At 52.4% G+C, this 22,870-nt stretch carries 11 protein-coding genes; 5 read left to right on the plus strand and 6 right to left on the minus strand.

What is annotated here, in order from left to right; translation table 11 throughout:
- Positions 1-240: 240 nt before the first annotated feature.
- The 5 genes from AAHB90_RS28270 to AAHB90_RS28290 form a co-directional block, all read right to left on the minus strand.
- The gene (locus tag AAHB90_RS28270; protein ID WP_342088629.1) at positions 241-2,601 is read right to left on the minus strand and encodes a glycoside hydrolase family 95 protein; all 2,361 of its coding nucleotides are present in this window, start codon (positions 2,599-2,601) and stop codon (positions 241-243) included.
- A gap of 91 nt (positions 2,602-2,692) precedes the next feature.
- Complete coding sequence (locus tag AAHB90_RS28275) at positions 2,693-4,516, minus strand: right-handed parallel beta-helix repeat-containing protein (RefSeq protein WP_342088630.1); 1,824 nt, start codon at positions 4,514-4,516, stop codon at positions 2,693-2,695.
- Between the two features lie 229 nt (positions 4,517-4,745).
- On the minus strand, positions 4,746-5,639 hold the full coding sequence (locus AAHB90_RS28280) for a metallophosphoesterase family protein (protein ID WP_342088631.1): 894 nt from the start codon (positions 5,637-5,639) through the stop codon (positions 4,746-4,748).
- Positions 5,640-5,662: 23 nt separating this feature from the next.
- Entirely contained in the window at positions 5,663-7,456 is a 1,794-nt protein-coding gene (locus tag AAHB90_RS28285) for a RagB/SusD family nutrient uptake outer membrane protein (protein ID WP_342088632.1), read from the minus strand.
- 21 nt (positions 7,457-7,477) lie between these two features.
- On the minus strand, positions 7,478-10,735 hold the full coding sequence (locus AAHB90_RS28290) for a SusC/RagA family TonB-linked outer membrane protein (RefSeq protein ID WP_342088633.1): 3,258 nt from the start codon (positions 10,733-10,735) through the stop codon (positions 7,478-7,480).
- A gap of 202 nt (positions 10,736-10,937) precedes the next feature.
- On the opposite strand from AAHB90_RS28290, the gene AAHB90_RS28295 reads away from it, so the two are divergent.
- Positions 10,938-11,555, plus strand: coding sequence for a TetR family transcriptional regulator (locus AAHB90_RS28295; protein ID WP_342088634.1), 618 nt, complete (start codon positions 10,938-10,940; stop codon positions 11,553-11,555).
- Here AAHB90_RS28295 and AAHB90_RS28300 read toward each other — a convergent pair.
- Positions 11,538-11,801: a CBU_0592 family membrane protein gene (locus AAHB90_RS28300; RefSeq protein WP_342088635.1), complete on the minus strand. Its 264-nt coding sequence runs from the start codon at positions 11,799-11,801 to the stop codon at positions 11,538-11,540. The two genes, AAHB90_RS28295 and AAHB90_RS28300, sit on opposite strands and share 18 nt — an antisense overlap.
- Before the next feature lie 322 nt (positions 11,802-12,123).
- Here AAHB90_RS28300 and AAHB90_RS28305 point away from each other — a divergent pair, with 322 nt between their 5' ends.
- The 4 genes from AAHB90_RS28305 (at position 12,124) to AAHB90_RS28320 (ending at position 22,817) form a co-directional block, all read left to right on the plus strand.
- On the plus strand, positions 12,124-14,454 hold the full coding sequence (locus AAHB90_RS28305; protein WP_342088636.1) for a S9 family peptidase: 2,331 nt from the start codon (positions 12,124-12,126) through the stop codon (positions 14,452-14,454).
- 205 nt (positions 14,455-14,659) lie between these two features.
- Entirely contained in the window at positions 14,660-18,175 is a 3,516-nt protein-coding gene (locus AAHB90_RS28310) for a PVC-type heme-binding CxxCH protein (RefSeq protein WP_342088637.1), read from the plus strand.
- A gap of 38 nt (positions 18,176-18,213) precedes the next feature.
- Complete coding sequence (locus AAHB90_RS28315) at positions 18,214-21,213, plus strand: SusC/RagA family TonB-linked outer membrane protein (RefSeq protein ID WP_342088638.1); 3,000 nt, start codon at positions 18,214-18,216, stop codon at positions 21,211-21,213.
- A gap of 20 nt (positions 21,214-21,233) precedes the next feature.
- Entirely contained in the window at positions 21,234-22,817 is a 1,584-nt protein-coding gene (locus tag AAHB90_RS28320; protein WP_342088640.1) for a RagB/SusD family nutrient uptake outer membrane protein, read from the plus strand.
- Positions 22,818-22,870 lie beyond the last annotated feature (53 nt).

Here is a 22,870-nt window from a genome sequence, read left to right on the forward strand (position 1 = left end):
GCGTGGTCAGGTTTGGTCAGGTGTTGGTTAGTGGGCCAATGCCGTTAGGCATATAACATTGGTGGAAAAAACGACGGGTCAGATTTCGGTAAAAATGCCGTCAGGCATGCAACAACATTGCTTTGCTGTTACATGCCTGACGGCATTTCCCGGTATATGCGATATGGTTCGATTGCTACCAATATGGCATCGCTACGCGATTTGGCGGCCGCATTCCTGCGTCACATTTTTCAAACTTTATTACTTAAAATCGGTGGCATTCCATGTTTTCGCTTTCCCTGCTGCTATCTCTGCATTGATCGTCTTGTTTCCGTATTTCAAAACACGTTTCTGCGCATCGGGTGAAGCTAACGTCACCGATTTCAGTTTGCCATTCTCCCAAACCTCATCCACGGTGACATTACCGCGTGCTTTCAACCCTTTCACCGAGCCTGTTGCCCAGGCATCCGGTAAAGCAGGTAGCAGTTCGATCACCCCGGTTTGCGATTGGAGAAGCATTTCGGCGACACCGGCAGTCGAGCCCATGTTACCGTCGAGCTGGAATGGCGGGTGTGCGCAAAGGAGGTTGGCATAGGAACCACCGCCGTCGGCCATGTTGGTACCCTGGTCGGCAACGGGGCGGAGGACGCTTTTGAACAGCTTGTGTGCCCGGTTACCGTCCTGCAAGCGCGCCCAGAAATTCACTTTCCAGGCCAGCGACCAGCCGGTACCATCATCGCCGCGAGCATTCAGGCTTACGCGGGCAGCTTCGGCTTCGGCCGGCGTTTTGGTAATGGAAATCTGCTTGCCCGGGTGCAATGCGTACAGGTGCGAAACGTGCCGGTGGTGGTTGGTAGAGTCGTCGACATCCTCACGCCATTCCTGCAACTGTTTCCAGCGACCTATCTGCAAAGGCAATATCTTGTCGCGGGTGGCTCGGGCTTGCCTGGCAAAATCTGCATCGATACCGAGCACCGTTGCTGCCTCGGCAGTGTTGTTGAGCACATCCCAGGCCATTTCGTGGTCCATGGTAGCGCCGGTGGAAATGCCGCCGTGCTCGGGCGAATATGACGGTGATGAAACGAGACGGCCTTTACCATCGCCGGTCAGATAATCCATCCAGAACTGCGATGCCTCCTTCATAACCGGATATGCCGTATTTTTCAGAAAAACCTTATCGTTTGTAAAAGCGTAATGTTCCCACAAATGCTGACAAAGCCATGCCGCACCGCCCGGGAAAAAGCCCCACGGAAAATCCCAGCCCGGCGAAGTATAGCCATAGGCGTTCAACATCGTGTTGACTATCCAGCCTTTGGCATTGAAAAACTCCTTCGCCGCCAAACGTCCAGGTTCTACAATAGACTGCGTGAAATCCATCAGCGGCAAATGGCATTCCGTAAGGTTGGTCGCCTCGGCAGGCCAGTAGAGCATCTGGACGTTGATATTCGTGTGATAGTCATTGGCCCACGGCGGGTTCGTACTGTCGTTCCATTTGCCCTGCAAGCTCATGGGCATGGTGCCCGGGCGGGTGGAAGAAATCATCAGGTAACGGCCATATTGGAAATACAATTCTTCCAGACGCGGGTCTGGCTGGCCTTTTGCATACGCTTTCTGGCGCTGATCCGTGGGGATAGCCGACGCGGTTGCATTACCCAATGTCAGCGCCACACGGTCGAACAGGCCGTGGTAATCCTTTTGCTGCTCGGCGAGTAATGCGGAATAGTTCTTGCCAGACACTTTGGCCATCGTAGCGGCGTTGGCTTTTTTGTAATCATTACCCTTGTAATCAGGGAATTTCATCAGGTAATCGGTAGCTACGGTATGGATCAGCACGATAGATTTAGCGCCCGTAACCGTTAGCAAACCGTCGCTGAAAGCGGTTTTACCGTCGGTATCAATGCGGTAAACGGTTTCAAATTCCTGGTGGTTATCCTTCAAATGGCCGCCAAACGTGTAATAGTTGTTAGCAAACTGCTCATAGTCTTTCGCATGCGGCGTTTCAAAACGTATCGAATAGGTTTCGGGCGTCGACGATGTAAATTGGTACACCATTACTTTGGAAGGATAATTCCCAAAAAACGTCCTTTCGAAATGGGTACCGCCCGCGTCGTAACTTACCCTACCCAATGCATCGGAAATGTTCAATTCCCGGCGGTAATTCTGTGGAGCGCCTTTGGAAGGCAGCTTAATATAAATATCGCCGACTGTTTGCTGCGCACCGAAATCGGAGGAAGGGGTATTTTCCTTTTTTTCATGAATAACCCCCGTAAGTTCCTTGTTTGCCAGCTCGTGCGCCTCTTTCATTTTCCCTGCGGCAAGCAGCTCGCGCACTTTGGGCAAATGTTTGTAGGCCTCTTTTTTCAAACCAAAATTATAATCGGCATTCGCTCCCTTGCCTCCCGCCCAAAGGCTGCCTTCCGAAAACTGTATCCGCTCTTCGTCCGTGCCGCCGAAAAACATCGCCCCCACGTGACCATTACCGATGGGCAATGCCTGGGTCATCCATTCCTTCGCGGGTTGGTCGTACCAGAGCGACAGCGGTGCGGGTTTGGGATTCGGCTGGGCTTGCGCAGCGGTGAACGCGGCAGCAGTACAAAAGAGCAGACTTAGAAAGGTTTTCATCAGGTGATTTTTGGCAAATAATGGTAAAATTAGATGCCGTTTTTGAATTAAAAAATGAACATTCCGGTAATGGCCGATGTACTGCCGGCTGTCAATTGAAAATCAGCTTTGGCGAGCCGCTTACTTTTAAACTGCTTTTCGGCATGTTTTCCAGCCGGATGTTTTTACCCAGCACCTCTCCTTCAAGCTTCAAACCCGAGACCTCCACACCCGAACAGCCGTTGAACCAGAGCATATTATGATTACCCGACTGCGGGGTGAGTTCCTGGGTGCGAATGACCTGGTTGTTACTAAAAATCAATCCCTGCGTGCTCTTGGCATACAGCACCGGGTAATCGAATGTCTTAAATGTATTCCCTTCAATGCAAATGTTGAAATGCACCGGTTTTTTCACATCGACTACCTTGTTGGACGGGTTAATGGCGATTACCGCATTGCCTGGGCCGCCCTGGTAGGCACAATCGATGAATTCGTTGTTGCGGATCGTAACGTTGCGAACCGGGCCGGATTCATACCAGCCTTCCGCATCCGCCTCGATGAGCACGGCGCTCATGCCGGTGCGAAAAAAGATATTGTTTTCGATCACTGCCTTGCGCGGGGTCGTAAGCAACACGCCGCGGGTGTTCGTACGCGTGAAATGGTTTCTGCGGATCAGCACCTCCGGCGTCCAGGTCATGTTTTCAACGCAGTCGTGCGGTTCCAGCGCTGTCGGGACAGGCTTTTCAAAAATCAGCAACAACTCGCGATCGTTCAGCCGGTTCACTGATTTTACCAAACCATTCGCAAACCGCTCCATCGACGCCGAATGTACAAAAGCTACCGTATCGCCCGGAAAAAACGCATTGAACCCGTAGCTTTGACCATGCATAAACCTCACTTTCAACGTATTGACCCCGGGCCTTTCGACAATGCGCAGGTTGGTACCATGGACGTTGATCGGGTCGTCGTGCGCACCGGAGAACCGGCAATCTTCCACGGTAACCTTGCCCCGGCAGCCCGAAAAATGCATAAAATCGGCGGAAGAGGCGATAATGCGCCCCGTTTCCGGTCGCGGCGCGCAGGTGACTCTGCGCATGGTGATGTTTTCGGTATACTGGCTCACAATGCCCAGGCCGTGCATATAATGCATGCCTACGTCTTCGAGCGTCACATTTTTGCACTCGCGGATGTGCATACCCACCTGGTCGCGGATAATGTCGCGAACTGTCAGGATGTTACCGGGTTTGGGTGTGATATTGGTTTTGAAAAGCACGCGCCCCGGTCGGATTTCCGTCGCCTGTGCATTCAAAAAGGGCTTCCAATCGCTGTACCGCATGGTTTTCAGGGTAGTGTCAAACTCCACGGCGTGGAAATGAGTCGTCTTCCAGCCTTCTCCAAACCATTCGAGCCTGCCGTCGCGGATCGCATACCGGGCATCGCGCTGAATGTCCAGTTCCACTTCGCCGTTGGAAACATTCGCATACCGCATTTCCGACATCGTCGGCCGTTCAAAATCGACGTGGATATTTTGCAGCTTCACATTTTCGCAACGTTCCAGCACGATCGTCGTCATTTTGCCATGGAATACAAACAGCGCGCCGTTGCCCTCGATGGTCAGGTTCCTGGCATTACGGAAAAGCATTCCGACGGTGCGGATTTTGAGCGAATCTTCTTTTTCAGTGGATGTATTGGAAATAAAATACTTTTCTCGGATCGCCCCATCCGGCCAGAAATCATAACGGCCTTTCTCGAACGTCAGGCTCGTCTTTCCCGTGCGGATGGCGTCATCAATGATTTTCTGAATACGGGCAGTGACGTTTTCGTAAGTATCCGGGCGAACGCCTGCATCGGCAACAGAAACGGTTTGAGCGTGGCAATGGCGCACCAGTAACAAGGCGCAAAACAGCGCGGCGGAAAAGCGGTAAAGCAAAGGCATTTGGGTCAGGAATTGTAAATCGACCCGCAAATTAGGTCAAATCGCAACACATTTCGCAAAAACGAAACACCCAAATCGCCTGGCGATGTAATATGGGTGGTATAGGACCCCGAAAATGCCGTCAGGCATGGTCAGATGTGGTCAAATTTTAGTCAGGTGTAGTCAGATTTGGTCAGAGATTGAAGGCCCTGACAACACCTGACAATCCCTGACCACACCTGACCATCACCTAATAACGATGCGGATGGTACGCATTTACAACCCGTCCATCCGCGTACAGTTCGAGCATTGCATATCCTGGCGGCGTTTCCTGGTAGTAGTTCGGTGCCGCTGATTCCGCATCCCCTTTTCCCCACCAGAAACCGCTCATAGCGCCGTTGCAGCAATATTGAACGCCATTGTATTCAGTTTCGTCCTGCAAATGCTGGTGCCCGCTCAGGCAAATCCGCACTTTGTCGCGGTGCTTGTAAAACAGGTTTTTCAGTTTTTTATAATCCGAATGGCCTCCCCCGCCCGCGAGCATGGGTGTGGCGCCCAGGATCGGGTAATGCGACATCAGGAGAACAAATGTGCCCGGCGCCACTTTCGCCAGGTCAGCTTCCAGCCATTGGTACTGTTCTTCGTCGAGAGAAACGTGCTCGTTATTACCGTCCAGGATCACGAAATGCCAGTTCTTTTTCGTAAAACTGTAATAGCGGCCCGGCGTTTTGAGCCTTTTGACCACATAATCCTTACCATACATTTCATCGTCCTTCGAAGGAGCCGCCCACCAGGGATCGTGGTTTCCGATGCAGCTGTGGATTTCGTAATCTTTGAGGTCCGCCGTGCATTCGTCCCAAAGTTTCCAGTAACCGAGCATGGTTTCGCGGGTAACGTCCTTGTAGTCTGCTGCATGGATGGAGTCGCCACCATTCAGGAAAAAGTCAGGCTTGTGTTTCAAAACATCCGTGAGGCATTTTTTGAAACGATTGGGGGCGTCATCGCCCTCGCGGATGTGCACGTCGGTAATGTGCGCGATTTTCAATACCGGCTTATCGGCAACAAGCCCGGACTGTGTAGCCGGGCCTGTTATCGAAGCAGCCGTGAGCAACCCGGTATTCCGGATCCAGGAACGTCTGTTCATCGTGTTTGTATTCAAATTTTAAATTAATTCCAGCCAAAAACCTGCTTCAAACTTGGGTTCAGCAGTATTTCTTTCTGGGGGATCGGGCGATAATAGTATTTTGGGTCTTCGAATTTGCGAACGGCCGTTTCAGTGACCATCGTACCGCCGGCGTTACCGTTTTTGAGGTACACGGTCACATCTTCGCCGATAGCACCCGCGCGGTAATACACGAGTGGAATCCCCAGCTTATTCTTTTCCTTGTTCTTTTCGTCGGGAATCGTCTTGGATTTATCGATCAGGATGATGTCCTCCACGTCATCGCCGGTCAGGTCGTATTTGCCCAGTCCGGCAAAATACATCCCTTCCGGGATCGCTGTGAGCAACTTACCCGCCTGCCAGCGCATGATATCGTCGAAACGGAGGTTTTCGAAAGCAAACTCCACCCTTCTTTCGCGGCGTATTTCGAGGATCACTCCACGGTTGGCACCCGTCACATTCGGGTACCTGGCTGCCAGAAAAGCATCCGGTTTGGCATTGGCTTCCGCCAGCAGCAGCTTCGGAAGGTCTACGCGAGCGCGGATGAGGTTCACGGTTTTGTCAAGATCATCCTGTGTAAGCGTCCCAAGTTCGGCTTTGGCTTCGGCATTGATCAAAAGCACTTCGGCATAACGGTACACCGGCACATCCACACTGTTCAGCACGGCATTATCGGTAGAATTTACATATCCTTTCAACTGATGGTACCCGGTAAAGTTCTTGTTCAGGCGCAGGATGTAGGATGCCGGATCCCCCACACGTACCCAACCCGGGTACACGAGCGTCTGCGCGAGACGCGGGTCACGGTTCTGGAATTCCTTGACAAAGCCCAACTGCTGGTAGCCCTGGACATCCGTGAAGCGTGTTCCATCTTTCATCAAGTAGGTTTGTACCAGATCCCGCGAGGGCGCCTGTTCGTAGTCGCCGAATACGGTGCTATTGATGTTCTGGCCCCGGTCCTTGGTCTGATCGAAAGCATTCGCCAGGATCACTTCCTTGTTCGAACTCAAATCCTGGCTGGCAAACAGGGCGGCATAATCTGCATTCGGCTTGCCGGTATTATAGATCACAAATTTGTTCGCGGCCATAATTTCGGCTGAAATCTTCGCCGCGGTTTCAAGAAACTTGTTGGCCGTTGCTTGCAAGTTCAGCTCAGAATGGTACTTGCGATAGGTACCTTCGTAAAGCGCTGTGCGGGCATATTGGGCCATGACCGCCCATTTGCCGGGCGTACCGCCAGGCACCGACTCCCGCACGCTAGCGGCTGCAAAAGCCAGGTCGGCCATGACGCTATCCATCACCGTGGCGCGTGGGTCCTGCGTTTTATACAGTTCCTCATCACCCGGATTCAGTGTTTTGGAAAACCAGGGTACGTCCGAAAACCGGCCTACTTTTTCGAGGTAGAACTGGGCGCGGTAGTAGCGTGCCAGACCGGCATAGTGCGCTTTCACATCCGCGGTGGCATTTGCCCTGTTGTAGTTATCCAGGAAGTAGTTGATATTCCGCAAGCGGCCCCAGTCCCAGCCACCCGTAATGGTTTGAGCGCTCGGCGAACCGGTCATGACCACCTTCATTTCCACAGCGCCGGTCGTGGCGGCATTATCCGTGCTCTGGTCGTTGAGATATACACCGTACATGTCCGGCAGGCTCAGGAGGCCGTTGACGTACAATGCAAGATCGCCCTCATTGTTAAAAAACGCTTCGGGCGAAATAGAAGTCTGCGGAAGCTTTTCCAGGAAGTCGTCGTTGCAGGCACTCACACCCGTCAACAACGCCAATAATAATATATGCTTTTTCATTTCAGTCTGATGGGATTAAAATCAAAACTCGACATTGACACCGAACGCGAACTTCCGCTGGAACGGGTAAGAGAACCCGTTGGAAGTATTGAAAGTGTTGCTGCTGGTGATTACCTCCGGGTCGAAGTATTTCTTTAGTTCGGAAAATTCGAACAGGTTCTCACCGCTCGCGAATACACGCACCCGGCTGATCTTATGCTTTTGCAGCAGCGAAGAAGGCAGCGAATAGCCGATTGTGATGTTCTTGATCCGCAGGTAAGCCGCGCTCAGCAAATACTTCGTCTGCGCGATGTCGAGACCCGAACCATAATTGTTATCCGCAAGCCACGATTGCAATACCGGGAAATTGGCATCGGTGTTGGCATCTGCAAGTCCTGCTGCGAGGTATGATTGCGAATGTTTGGCTCGCTGCTGGTCCGAATCCGGCTGGCCCCGGTAGTAGTCAAGGGTCCATGGATAAACGTTCGCATAGGGCTGCTGGTAAGGCCCCCAGTAAAGGTAATGACGGGGATAGTAGTCACCCTTCAGTACACCTTGCAGCACGGCCGAGAAGTCGAAACCGTTCCAATCCGCATTCAGGTTAAAACCGATGCGATAGCGCGGCGTGGTATTACCGATAACGGAAAGGTCTTTCGGGTCTTTTCTCGTGAGTCCCTGGGTAATGCGGCCGTCGCCGTCGAGGTCTTTGTATTTAGGCCATCCGGGCACGATCGAAAGCGCTCCCCACGGAATAATGTCGCTCTCGTCAAGCTTGGCAATTTCATCGGTATTTTGAAAAAGGCCGTCGCTGGTAAGGCCCCAGATCTCACCCATTTCCTGTCCTTTGCGGAACTTCGAGAAAAGCTCCTGGTCGTTTTTGAAACGGGTAATCTTCGAACGGGAGTCAGAAAGAATCAATTTTGCACTCAGCGACAGCGGCTTTCCCCCCACGTTATAGGAATCGTTGTAATTCAGGGTTAGTTCGAGTCCTTTGGTACGCAAATCGGCTACGTTCTGAGATGGCACCTTGGTTCCGAGCACGCCCGGCAACTCCTCGCCTTCTGTGAGCATGCCTTTGGTATCGCGGATATAGTAGTCGAAACCTAATGTCACGCGGTCTTTCAACACGCCCAGATCCGCGCCGAAATTCAATGTCGACACACGCTCCCAGGTGTAATTCGAGGGATCCACCCGCAGGATCGGCGAGTTGCTGATTACCGTTTGTTTGTCGCCGCCAATAAGGTAATTGGACAATGCGGTCGGCAACGCTTGGCGGAACGAGTAGTATCCGACATTCTGATTGCCGAGGTCGCCGTAGGAAGCACGGAACTTAAGTGTCGGAAAAAATGGCATTGCCTCCTTCACGAACGACTCTGAGCTCGCGATCCACGCGGCCGACACTGACGGAAAAAAGCCCCAACGGTTGCTGGATGGGAAGCGCGATGATCCGTCATAACGTCCGTTCGCTTCTATAATGTAGCGTTCATGAAGCGTATAGTTGATCCGTCCGAAGAAGCTGCGGGTTGCAAAGCTGCTGTAATCCCCGGAAGCCTGAGCAATTCCGCTGGTAAGGCTGATGTACGGTAATGAGGGTGAAATAAGACCGACCTTCTGCGCCTTGGTGGTGGTGTAACTGTAACTTTCCTGGTTATAACCTGCCAGCAGCTTTATTCCATGAACGCCGAGTGTTTTGGTGTAATTGGCAAACAGATCGAGCACATTATTGGCCAGGGTTGAACTCGATTCATACACTCCGCCAGTCCCGCCTTCTGTGCGGATGTCGTTCGGCCCGTAACCGATGCGGTAGTTGCGAACATCCTGCTTGCTATTCCATTGCTCACGTTTGAAACTCGCCGAACCGGTCACAAGCAGGTCGCCGTTCAGCGCCGTCGCGATGCCGCGGAAAATGTTCTGAAATCCGAACATATCTTCCTTCTTGTTACCGCCGTCGGTTAGTCTTGCGGCGAGGCGGCCGGCTCCGGTATTCGCCCATGTGCCGTCGGGGTTTACCGCCACCTGTGTGGGTTGCAGGGTATAAATGTCATTGATATTAGCTGTCGGTACGGCTCGCTCCGTGCGATAGATCGAAAGATTGTTATCCAGTTTCAGCCATTTCACAGGAGCGAAGTCCAGCCTCGCGCGGGAGGAGTAGCGGTTCCAGTAGTCGTCCGTCAGTTTGTTCAGACCACCTTCGTGGTTATAGTCCGCTGAAATGTAATAACCCACCGTGCGTTCGCTGGCCGTCTTGGCACTACCCGTAAATGAAATACTGTGATTTTGTGAAAAACTTCTCTTGGTAAAAAAGTAATCATACCAATTGTTGCTGCCCATATACGCCCACTTCGTAGGATCCGACGGGTCAATGCGCGTGTCGGGCGTGGAAGGGTTGTCCGAACGCTCTTTGGCCCAGGCGTAGTATTCATCGGAGTAGTTGACATAGTCCCAGGGCGTGTTGTCTGTGGAGGTTTCGAGCACGCGCGAAAAAATGTACGGGTCGGTTACCGGCTTGGGCAGCACCGTGGGCTGGCCCCAGGAAAAGAAGTTGTTATAAGTAATAGATTGCTTGCCTCTCCCGCCCTGCTTGGTGGTAATGAGCACGACACCAAATGCCGCCCGGGCACCGTAGATGGCCGCCGAGGCCGCATCGCGCAATACCGAAAAGCTGGAAATGTCGGAAGGATTCAGGCGAAGCAAATCGGAGCTGCTTGCCGCGGCGATCCCGTCGATCACGAACAAAGGCTCACCACCGTTAATAGACGTAAAGCCGCGGATGTTGAAGTTCGGTACCGTTCCGGGGGTACCGCTCTGGTAGGTAATGTTTAGCCCAGGGCTTACTCCCTGCAAACCCTGCATGACGTTGGCCACCGGCCGTGCCTCGAATTGCTTGCCGGAAATCTGGTCGACAGCCCCGGTAATGTTCACTTTTTTCTCGACACCGTAGCCGATCACGACCACTTCTTCCAGGTTGCCGAGGTCGGCCTGCAGTGTCACGAAAATCTCGCTCCGGCCTTTCACCAGCTCTTCCTGTGTTTTGTAGCCAATGTAAGAGAACACGAGAATGTCGGTACCCGACACGCCATCGAGACTATACTGGCCGTTCTGGTCGGTAATGGTACCCTTCTGGGAACCCTTGATCACGACATTCACGCCGGGCAGGAGGTCCTTTCCGTCGGTTACGCTTCCGGTTACACGAGCGGTTTGCGCATAGGCGGGCACGAGCCACGCCCAGGTCATCAATACAGCCAGCAAGGCACACCGTAGCCGCCTGGTACTGTAAGGTCTAGGTACATTTTTCATCATAACTAAAAGTTAAAGGTTAGCAACTTTTGAGGCATTTTCGGAATGCAAATGTCCTAATCAAAAGTTACGCCAATATTAAAAAATAGTTACCTGATTGTGATTATAAATTGAATGAATGTTCAATTAATTTTTACGAAATTAACAGACTTACGTATTTCGCAAAAATCCGTATATTGCCTATCCGTTACACTCCGAATCGCCGATGGGAAGAAAAAGCCTCAAAGAAGCCCGTAAGAAGGAAATCATTAAAGTATTTTACAGCCTGGCCAAGAAGAACGGCCTCGAAAACACCTCCATCGCCAAAATCGCGGCGAAGATGGACATCAATCCCAGCCTCATTATCCATTATTTCCAGACGCGCGAGGACCTGGTGTACGGGCTGGTCGACTACATTCTGGATAAATACAAGCTTATTTATAAGGTAAGCGCCGCCAATGCGAACGACTCAAGAAAGGCTTTGCTGGAAATCATCGGCAACATTTTTTCCAAAAAGTGGAATGCGCTTTTCGACGACGGCCTCTTTTACGGCTGTTATGCCATGACATTCCACGACGATAAAGTGCGGGACCTTTATAAAAAGCTGCTGGATTCGCTTCGGGAAATGCTGATGGGACATATCGAACAGTGCCGCGCGGACGGCGTACTGGATGTGACCGATGTGGAGACGCTGGCGGATAATATCTTCGTACTGATCGACGGTGCTTATTTTTACCTCAGCCTCGTGTCCGACAAGGCCGAATATGAGCAGCGCCTGGCCAGGTACCGGCAACAGGCATTGTCGATCCTGCATTTAAAGGAAGTGTCAGAGGTTGCCGGGTGACTTCCGGCTCAACCTGCGGGCCACGGCCCCTAATCCGATCATCAGCCAGATCACATTGACGGCGACGTTCGGTTTGTCGCCATATTCGAGCGAATATACGATGAGGGTCGCGGCACCAATCATATTAAGGATGTGGAACGGGTAGCCATTCGGTTTCAGCACGCCGATCGTAAGCAGCAGGTATGCCAGTACATACGCAACTACGCCCAGCCAGCCCATCGTTTCCAGTATCAGTGCGGTATTCATATCTCTATTTTTACTTCACAATATTAGTTGAGGACGTCTTCACGGCCAAATCGCCTCGCCGGGCACAGAACAAGCCATTATTCGCTGTTTTTGAGGATTAGCCAAATAAAATCACCCAAATTCACAGTTTTGCGGAATTTCGGAAAGAAATAAGTTAATATCGGTAAAAAAGCCGCTAATTCACATCAAGTTTTTGGTTTTCCGACCTGCTAATTTTACAAATAGATAATTTCCAAAACCGGCCGTCACGGCGGCACATTTGCCCAACTACCTGTGCAACAGGTGGCTAGCGTTTTATTGCCGTTATATTCTCAAAGCAGCTATGAAAAACCCTAACCCAAGCCTTTACAAGAAACTTTACCTGCACACAGTCAGCGCATTATGCATTGCGGCACCGCTCATGGCGCAAAAATCGCTGCCTGCTTACCAGCCAAATCCCGCTGAGCTGTCTGCCTCCTATAAAAGGATGACATTGATGGATTCGTTGACAAAAGGCAGCGTACTGAAAGCACAGGTACAACCCAACTGGCTTGCCGACGGCCAGTCTTTTTGGTATAGGAATGTATTAAAGGATAGCCTGACTGAATATTTGGTTGTAAAACCCGGCGAAAACAAACGAATGCTGGCTTTCGAGAATGCCAAAGTAGCGGCGGCGCTTTCCCGGGCGTATGACTCGACGTTTTCGGCGACGAAGCTCTGGATCAGCGATATTCATTTTGAACCTGAAAAACATAGTATTATCCTTCAAAGCAAAGGAAAATGGTTTGCCTACGATACGGAAACGGGCACGGCCCAGAAAATTACCAAACCGGATTTACCCAAACCCAAAGAAACAGGCTGGACGAAGCAGCTCAGCCGCTGGGGACGTTTTCGCGCCGATAGCGTCTCGCCCGACCGGCAGACGAAGGCATTTGTTCGCAACGGCAATATTTATTTAGGTAAAAAAGATGGGAAAGACGGTAAGCAGCTTACCTACGACGGCAACCCGCTGAAACCTTACGGGGAGCTGAGCTGGTCGCCCGACGGCCGGTACCTCGTCTGTTACCGCATCGACCACCGCGAAGAGCGTCAGGTAAGCATTATATTTTCATCCCTGCCGAATACTACCCGTGGTGAGGTCAAAACACGGGGTTATGCGCAGCCGGGCGATGAGTTTACGAGCTATGAAATGTATGTAATCGATGTGGAGAGCGGAAAACCGGTCAAAGTACAGTCAGAAGTGATCGACTTTTTCAATGCTCCGGTGATCCGCTGGCGCAAGGGCGATCCCACCCACTTCACCTATGAAAAGGTAGACCGCGGCCATCAGCGGTTCCGGGTAATCGAAGTGGACGCTACCTCTGGTTCGACGAAGCATATCATCGACGAAAAGACCGATACATTCATTTACCAGAACATGATTTACACGCATTACCAGCCTGACAATCATGAAATTATCTGGGTTTCGGAAAAAGACGGCTGGCGGCACATTTACCTCGTCGACGAGGTGACCGGGAATATCAAAAACCAGGTTACCAAAGGCGAATGGGTAGTGCGCGACATCGATAGCGTCGATACCCAGAAACGCGAAGTGTGGTTCAGAGCCAGCGGCATGAATGCAAATGAGGACCCGTACCACATTCATTATTACCGCATGAAGTTCGATGGCACGGGCCTGGTGAAACTCACCGACCATGCAAAGGCAACGCACCAGCTCACATTCTCACCCGACCGGACTTACTACGTCGATACCTATTCGACTATGACGAGTGCGCCTGTTTCGGAATTACGGAAAACCGCCGATGCGTCGTTGGTGATGAAGCTCGAAACTGCCGATATTTCACAGTATCTGGCGTTAGGCTTCAAGCTCCCTGAAATTTTCAAAGCCAAGGGCCGTGATGGCAAAACGGAGATTTGGGGTATTGTGTACCGCCCGAGCAACTTCGATCCAAAAAAGAAATATCCGATCATTGAAAACATCTACGCCGGCCCTCAGGACTCGTTTGTTCCCAAGGCGTTTCGTCACTACGGCGAAATGCAGAGTATGGCCGAACTGGGCTTCATCGTCGTGCAAATGGACGGAATGGGCACTTATAACCGCTCGAAGGCATTTCACGACGTGTGCTGGAAGAACCTGGCCGACGCCGGCTTTCCCGACCGCATTGCTTGGATGAAGGCGCTGGCCGAAAAATATCCCCAGGTGGACTCGACCCGCGTAGGCGTGTACGGGACCTCTGCCGGCGGGCAAAACTCGCTGGGTGCGTTGCTCTTCCACCCGGGCTTTTACGACGCGGCGGTTTCGGCATGCGGCTGCCACGACAACCGCGTCGACAAGCAATGGTGGAATGAGCAATGGATGGGCTACCCGGTTGGCAAGCATTACGACGAACAATCGAATGTGACCAATGCAGCCAAATTGCAGGGCGATCTGCTGCTGATCGTGGGTGAGGTGGACACCAATGTGCCGCCGGAAAGCACCTACCGCGTAGCCGATGCCTTAATCAAGGCCAACAAAGAATTCGACTTGCTGGTAATACCCGGTATGGGCCACAGCGACGGCGGGCCTTACGGGCGCCGGAAGAAAAGGGACTTTTTTGTACAAAAGCTTTTAGGTGTAAATCCTCCGAACAGAAACAGGCAAATCGCCGCCGAGTCAGCGACGCTGGGGCGGTAGTGGGTGGTAAGTGATGGGCTTTAGGCTTTAAGCTCTAGGCTATAAGCAATAGGCTTTAGGCTTACGGTTATGAAGGGATCATCAGCGATGGCGGCTTGCTGCCGGCGTGGAGAGATTTGTTTAAAATAATACAAAACACATTATAGTCCATAGAAAAAAAACAGCTTAAAGCATAGTGCTTACAGCTTAAAGCATATTGTCATCCATGAAAAAAACATTACTTGTCCTGGCCGTATTTCAAATGCTTTTCGCAGGCTGTGCTCAGAAGCGCCAGGCCACCAGGCGGACCAGCGCCACGGCAGAATCGATCGAAGCGCGCCGCATAGAGCTTCTTTTCCTGGGCCACGACAGTCGCCACCATTTTTCGGAGAAATACTTCCCGATGCTCTCGTTGCCGCTTTTTCAGAAGGGCATCAACATGACCTACACCTCCGATCCGAATGCATTGAATGCGGAAAATCTCGCCCATTACGACGGCGTGGTGATTTACGCCAACCATAACACCATTACCCCGGCGCAGGAGGCTGCATTAAAGACATTTGTGGAAAGCGGCAGGGCCCTTATCCCACTCCACGCAGCCTCTTTCTGCTTTCAGAATTCGGATTGGTATATCAAAGCGGTGGGCGGCCAGTTCAGCTCGCATAAGTATGGCACATTCACCGCGCCGGTCGTGAAGGCCGACCATCCGGTCATGCAGGGTTGGAAAACCTTTGAGACCTGGGACGAAACTTACGTGCATACGAAACTGAACCCGGACATGATTGTGCTGCAAGAACGCGTAGAGGGCGACCACCACGAGCCGTGGACATGGGTGCGCACGCAAGGCAAAGGCCGCGTGTTTTACACCGCCTATGGGCACGACGAGCGCACATGGAAACAGCCTGCATTCCAGGAATTGGTAGCAAACGGCATCATGTGGGCCGTTAGCGACGATGCGAAAGAGCGGTTGAAGAAATTTAATTTAACCAAACCTACCTACACGGACGCCAATGTTCCTAATTACGAAAAGCGCGACCCGGCACCAAAGTTCCAGCAGCCCTTATCGCCGGCCGAATCGCAGAAGCTGACCCAGGTACCCGTCGATTTTGAACTCAAACTATTCGCCTCCGAGCCCGATATTGTAAAACCCATCGCGATGGCATGGGACGAGCGCGGCCGGTTGTTTGTGGCTGAAACACAGGACTATCCCAACGAGGTCCGCGATCAGGACGGTGTGGGCAAAGACCGCATTAAAATCTGTGAAGACACCGACGGCGACGGCAAGGCCGATAAGTTCACCGTCTTTGCGGATAACCTCAATATCCCTACCAGCCTGGTATTTGCCAATGGCGGGCTTATCGTGGCACAAGCACCGCATTTCATTTTCCTGAAAGACACCAATGGCGACGACAAGGCCGATATCCGCGAAAATATCATCTCTGGCTGGGGCAAGAGCGACACGCACGCAGGGCCTTCTAATTTGAAATATGGGTTGGATAATAAAATTTGGGGGGTGCTCGGCTACGCGGGTTTTCGGGGAACGAATAGTGATAAGCAGCTAAATTTCAGTCAGGGAATCTATCGGTTTGACTATGACGGCAAAAACCTGGAATACATTGGTCGCACGTCCAACAATACCTGGGGACTGGGTTTTTCCGAAGAATTTGAAGTGTTTATCTCAACCGCGAACGGGAATTACAGCGGGCATTTCGCGATGCCGCTTGAATATGTAAAACGCTCGGTTGCAGATGGTTCTGGCAATACAGTTTACAAACTGGATTCGCATTACGAAATGAACTACCTCACGCCTGCATTGCGCCAGGTCGATTTTCACGGCGGATTTACAGCGGCGGCGGGGCATAATATTTATACCGCCCGCAATTTCCCGAAATCCTACTGGAATACAACCGCGTTCGTATGCGAACCGACCGGGCGCTTGCTCTACCAGGCATTACTGAAACCGAAAGGCGCGGGTTACAAAGAGAAAAACGGATTTAACCTGCTGGCGAGCGCCGACGAATGGTTCTCACCCGTACACGCGGAGGTGGGCCCGGACGGGGCCGTGTGGGTAGCCGACTGGTACAGTTTCATCATCCAGCACAACCCTACCCCGCGCGGTTTCGAGAATGGCAAGGGCAATGCATACATTAATCCGCTGCGCGACAATCAGCATGGACGTATATACAGGGTCGTTTGGAAGAATACCAAAACCAATCCCTACCCTAAACTGGATAAGAACGACACGGCCAGCCTGGTGGCCGGTTTGAAAAACGACAACATGTTTTGGCGCACAACAGCCCAACGGCTGATCGTAGAGTCGAAGAATACTTCCGTTGTTCCCGAGTTGATTAAACTGGTGAATGATCAGTCGGTGGATGAAATTGGGCTGAATAGTCCTGCGTTACATGCATTATGGACGCTGGATGGCCTTGGCGCCTTCACTGGCCCTAATGAAGAAGCCTATCACACGCTTGTACGAGCCATGCGTCACCCGGCGGCGGGCGTACGGAAGACGGCTGTCAAATTGCTCCCGCGCAATGACAAGACCCTTTCCGCATTGAAATGGACCAATTCTTTAAATGATCCGGATTTGAAAGTAAGGCTGGCCACCATTCAGGCATTGACCGACCTCCCCGCTTCGGAAGAAATAGGCAGAATGCTTTACCTGGCCGGTCAGGATTCGGAGAATGCGGCCGACGAGTACCTTGCTCAGGCTATTTTTTCTGGTGTGATTAAACATGAAAGCGGTTTCAAAGCAGCGGCTGCAAAGCTGAAAGACTCGACATTAACCGCCCGAATCGAGCGCGGACTGATCGAGGAAACTTACATACTTAACCTCTGGTCCCCGCCTATTTATCCGCCCGACGTTTCGCATAAAGAACTCAAAATCAAAGCGATCATTACCAAGGCACAGGAAGAACTCTCCGGCGTGGTAGTGTCACAAGGCAATCGGCAGAATGGGTATAGCCTATATATGCAGGACGGGAAATTGCATTGGCTCGTGCGGCAGGACGGGAAATCATATCAAATCACTTCTACCCAAAAACTGCCCGAGGAACGCTTCAATGCCTATGCAACCCTATCGGAAGGCGGCAAAATGACACTTGCGATCGAGGACGAAACGCCGGTGACGGGCAATGCCGCGGGACTTTTTCACCAGCCTTTCACACCGGACGATATCCGGCTCGGCCGCGATTTGCGCGATGGAAACCAGGTAGGTGACTATGCCGATAATGCAAGGCTGCGCGGCTGGCTGGACATTAAAAGCACATTACAGCTCAACCAGGTAGTGCATCAAAAAGAGGAGAAAAAGGTCTCCCATACCAATCCCGAGGCGCCGGCGGAAGTGCTGAAAGGCAAAGGCACGCCGGTAACGGTGAAGTTGAAAGTGATCGAGCATGAAATGAAGTTCGACCAGAAGACATTCACGGTGAAACCCGGCCAGAAGGTGACGATACAGTTTACGAATCCGGATTTCATGCAGCATAACCTGCTCATCATCAAACCGGGAACATTGGAAAAAGTAGGCAATGCGGCCGATTTGCTGGCGCGGGAGTCCAATGCGATCGCGCTCAACTATGTACCCAAAATGCCCGAAGTACTGCAAGCAACGGAACTCGTAAGCCCGGAAGGCAACGCGACGCTGGTGTTCATCGCGCCCGACAAGCCCGGCGACTACCCGTTCCTGTGCACGGTACCCGGCCATTGGCGGATCATGAACGGCATTATGAAAGTGCAATGAGTACCCTCAAATAAGTTTAACCATCTAACTTCAATTGTATGAAAAGACCATTATCCCGTCTGATCCGGGAACTGCACCGCTTTTGCCTCGTTGCGGCGGCGGTCGCCTGTTTCCTGAGTGAAAATGCCCTGGCGCTCGCCGCCGACCGCCAGATTTCCGGCAAAGTGGTGTCCGCCGAGGACAAAAACCCGCTACCCGGCGTAACCATCATCGTGAAGGGGAAAAATACCATCGGTACTGCCACAGACTCGGATGGAAAATTTAAGCTGAGCGTTCCCGAGGACGCCATGCTGATCGTGAGCTACATCGGCTACGTGAGCCAGGAAGTGGCCGTAGGCAACCAGAGCGAGTTCAATGTAGAGCTTGCACCCGACCAGAAGCAATTGCAGGAAGTGGTCGTGATCGGGTATGGTACCCAGAAAAAGGGCGATGTGACTAGCTCCGTGGCCAGTATCAAACGGGAGGATTTCGTACAGGGAACCGTCCGCGACGCGGCGCAGCTGGTGCAGGGAAAAGTGGCCGGCTTGCGCATAACGACGCCCAGCGGCTCCCCTACCGCCAATACGCAGATCAACCTGAGGGGTATCAACTCCATCGAGGGCGCTACCAATCCACTGATCCTGATCGACGGTATCCCGGGCGGGCTTAATACCGTGGCACCGGAAGACATCGAGTCTGTAGACGTGTTGAAAGACGGCTCCGCGGCGGCTATTTACGGTACCCGTGCCACTGGCGGGGTTATTTTGATCACCACCCGTAAAAACCGGGCAAATTCACGTGCGACGGTGGAGTATTCCAACTATGTGAACATCCAGTCAATCGCCCGCCGCCCCGAGTTGCTTACCGGCGACGACTACCGTCAGAAGATCAAGGAAGGCATCGATTACACCGACTACGGCGGTAATACCGACTGGCTTTCAGAGATTATGCAAAAGCCCGTGAGCCACAACCATAACCTCACGTTCTTCGGCGGAAACAACACGACTAACTTTACCGGCTCGGTCAATTACCGCAACTGGGAAGGCATATTCCTGAGATCGGGGCAGAACCGATTCACCGGTCGTGCCGATCTGAACCATTCCATGTTCAAAAACAAACTGAAAACCAACTTACAGATCATCAACCGCATCACGCGTTCGAATGGAGCTGTTTCGCCGGCGAACGACGATGCTGCCTATGGTTACGCATACCGCCAGGCCATTATCCGCAACCCAACCGACCGCGTGCGGACCGACGACGGGAAATGGCAGGAGCGCGACGGCTACTTCTATGAAAACCCCGTATCGCTGCTCAACGAATCGAATTATGAAAGTTCATTCAAGGAAATGCGGATGGCCGGAAGCCTCGACTATGCGCCTATCGACGACCTGAACTTCAAGTTGATGGTGTCTAACGTTCAAAACAGCAATCTCGAAGGCGGTTCAACGACATTTAACCACACGGCCACCCGCCTGAGCAACCAGAATGCGACGGCATACCGCAACACGTACGCCAACAACGAAAACCTGCTCGAATTCACAGGAAATTATTCCAAGACAATCGGTAAACACCGTTTCTCAGTACTTGGAGGATACAGCTGGCAGGACGCTACCTACGAAGCATTCTCCGCCAACAACTGGGATTTCCCAACCGACGCCTACGACTGGAACAACCTCGGCGCAGGTGGTGCATTGCAAAAAGGACAGGCAGGCATGAGCAGTACAAAAAACAAATGGCAGCTCGCCGGTTTCTTCGGCCGTTTAACGTACAGCCTGAACGACAAATACCTCTTCATGGCGAGCGTACGCCGCGAAGGTTCGTCACGCTTCGGGGTAAACAACCAATGGGGTACATTCCCGGCTGCATCGATCGGCTGGCGCATCAGCAAGGAACGCTTCATGGGCGGCCTGGGAGCAAATTCGGACATCAAACTTCGCGCGGGTATAGGCGTAACGGGCACGATCGCGAACAACCCGTATATGTCGCAGATCAGCTATAATTTCGACCGTGACGAAGGTGCATTCATCGGCGGCAAATGGGTACCGGGTTTTGTCCCTGCCCGTAACTTCAACCCTAACCTGCGTTGGGAGAAAAAAGAGGAATATAATGCCGGTGTCGACTTCGGTTTTATGAAAAACCGCATCAGTGGCTCGATCGATTTTTACAGTCGCAAGGTAAAAGACCTGCTCTACAACTTTCCTGTACCTGTGCCACCTTACCTGACGGGCAGCATGTTCATCAACGCCGGGGTAATGCAGAACAAAGGAGTTGAGGTACTATTAAACATCGTTCCGATCCAGACGGGCAATTTCCAGTGGAACACCGGAGTTACCTATTCAACCAACCGCAACAAGCTTGTAAGCCTTTCGAACGACCAGTTCCAGGCAGCGAACGACTTCTTCGACGCGGGCTACACGGGCGAACCGATCCAGGTAAGCACACACCGCGTGAAAGTAGGCGAACCGATCGGCCGCTTCTTCGTTTGGAAAAGCGTAGGTGTTGACGATAAGGGCGCCTGGCTCGTTGAAAACAAGGATGGCGAGGTGATCCCCATCGCCGACGCGACACCGGAAGACCGCCAGTATTATGGAAATGGTATTCCAAAACACATCGTGGGTTGGAACAACAACATCCGCTACAAGCAGTTTGACCTGGCTGTAAATATGCGCGGCGCATTCGGGTTCGACATTCTGAACTTCCAGGGGATGTTCTATGGCAACCCGCGTAACAAGGCGTATAATATGCTCAAATCAGCCTACGATCCTATCGATGGCAAGGTGCTAACCAGCGACCTCGTGTATGTTTCGCATTATATCGAGAAAGGCGATTACTGGAAAATCGACAATGTAACCCTGGGCTATACATTGCCTGCCAACACGCTCAAGGGTGTCAGGAACCTGCGCGTTTTCGTATCGGGGCTCAACCTCGCGACCATTACGGGCTATACCGGCATCGATCCCGAGGGTGTAAGCTTCACCGGCTTCGCGCCGGGCAGCGACTATCGCGACAAGTACCCAACGACCCGGACATTCACTGCCGGCCTGAGCGTCACATTCTGATCATTCAACTCTCGCAAACAATGAAAACTCAAAATATAAGATACGCGGTCCTTGCCGCATTGCTCGCCGGGGCGCCGCTCTACTCCTGCACCGACCTGAATGAGGAAGTGTATTCCGAAGTGCTGGGAAGCAGTTACCAGCCTACCGAAAAAGACCTTCCGGCCATCGTAGCGCCCGTCTATTCGTCGTTGCGCTCGCTGATGCTCGGCTGGCAGGGCTACTTCGACTTGCAGGAAGAAGCCGCCGATGCTATCATTACACCCGTCCGCCCGAATGGCTGGGACGATGGCGGTACCTATCGCCGCATGCACCAGCACACGTGGACATCCCTTCAATGGCAACCCGAAAACGCCTGGCAGAGTGCATTCCGCAGCATTACCACGGTAAACCGGGTGCTTTCCCAGATCGCTGACGGTGATTTACCCATTACCAACGGCAAGGACGCAACCATCGCCGAGCTCCGCGCCGTGCGTGCATTTGCATACTATTTGCTGCTCGATAATCATGGTAATGTCCCTATTGTAACGGATTTCAAAGACGTTACGCTTCCCAAGCAAAGCACGCGCAAAGAGGTTTATAATTTTGTGGTAAAAGAACTGACGGAATCGCTTCCAAACCTGAGTGAGAATGCAACCACTACCTACGGCCAGATGAACAAATGGGGCGCGAAAACACTTTTGGCCAAAATCTACCTCAATGCACAGGTATACACCGGCACGGCCGAGTGGGCGAAGGCGATCCAGGAGGCCGATGATGTGATTAAAAGCGGCAAATACGTGCTGGACGCCAACTATTCCGATGTTTTCACCTGGACTAATTTCAATTCCAAAGAAATCATTTTTGCCATTCCCTACGACGAAATTTATGGAACCGGCAACCAGATCCACATGAAAACGCTCGACCCGCTGAGCCGTTCGGTGTACCCGATGAATGCAGGTCCCTGGGGAGGAAACTGCGCCGTACCGCAATTTATCGACACCTACGACGCCTCGGACAGCCGCCTGGCCGACACCTGGATCATGGGACCGCAGAAAAGTGCCGCGACCGGCGCCGTCGTGATCACTTACAACAAGGCCGTGCCCGGGATGGAAAAGACCTCGTCGTCGGATGGTTTCAGGATTGGTAAATACAAAATCAAACCCAATGCAACCGGCAGCCTCGACAACGACTTCCCATTCCTGCGTTATGCGGATGTGCTGATGATCAAGGCCGAAGGCTTGCTCCGCACAGGCAAAGCAGCCGAGGCGGCGGAACTGGTTACGCAGGTGCGTCAGCGCGCGTTCAAAGGCACTCCGGCGAAAGCTACGGTTACGGCGGCCGATCTGGCGAAAGGTAGTCGCTATAATTATGGCTACCAGGCAACCGACGGCAGCATCATCGAACGACAAGGAGGCGATGATATTCAGTTCGGCCGGTTCCTCGACGAGCTGGGCTGGGAATTTGCCGCCGAAGCGCACCGCCGCCAGGACCTGATCCGCTTCGGGGTGTATGAAACCAAAAAGTGGTTCAACCACCGTCCGCAAACGGCCCAGCGCGCGCTCTTCCCGATCCCGCAGAACGAACTCGACAAAAACCCCAATCTGAAACAGAACCCGGGTTACTGAACCATTTATTAATTTGGGTTAGGTAGTTCCTATTTGCTCACCGGACGAAGTAT

This window comes from Dyadobacter sp. OTU695, from assembly GCF_038440355.1.
Classification (GTDB): Bacteria; Bacteroidota; Bacteroidia; order Cytophagales; family Spirosomataceae; genus Dyadobacter.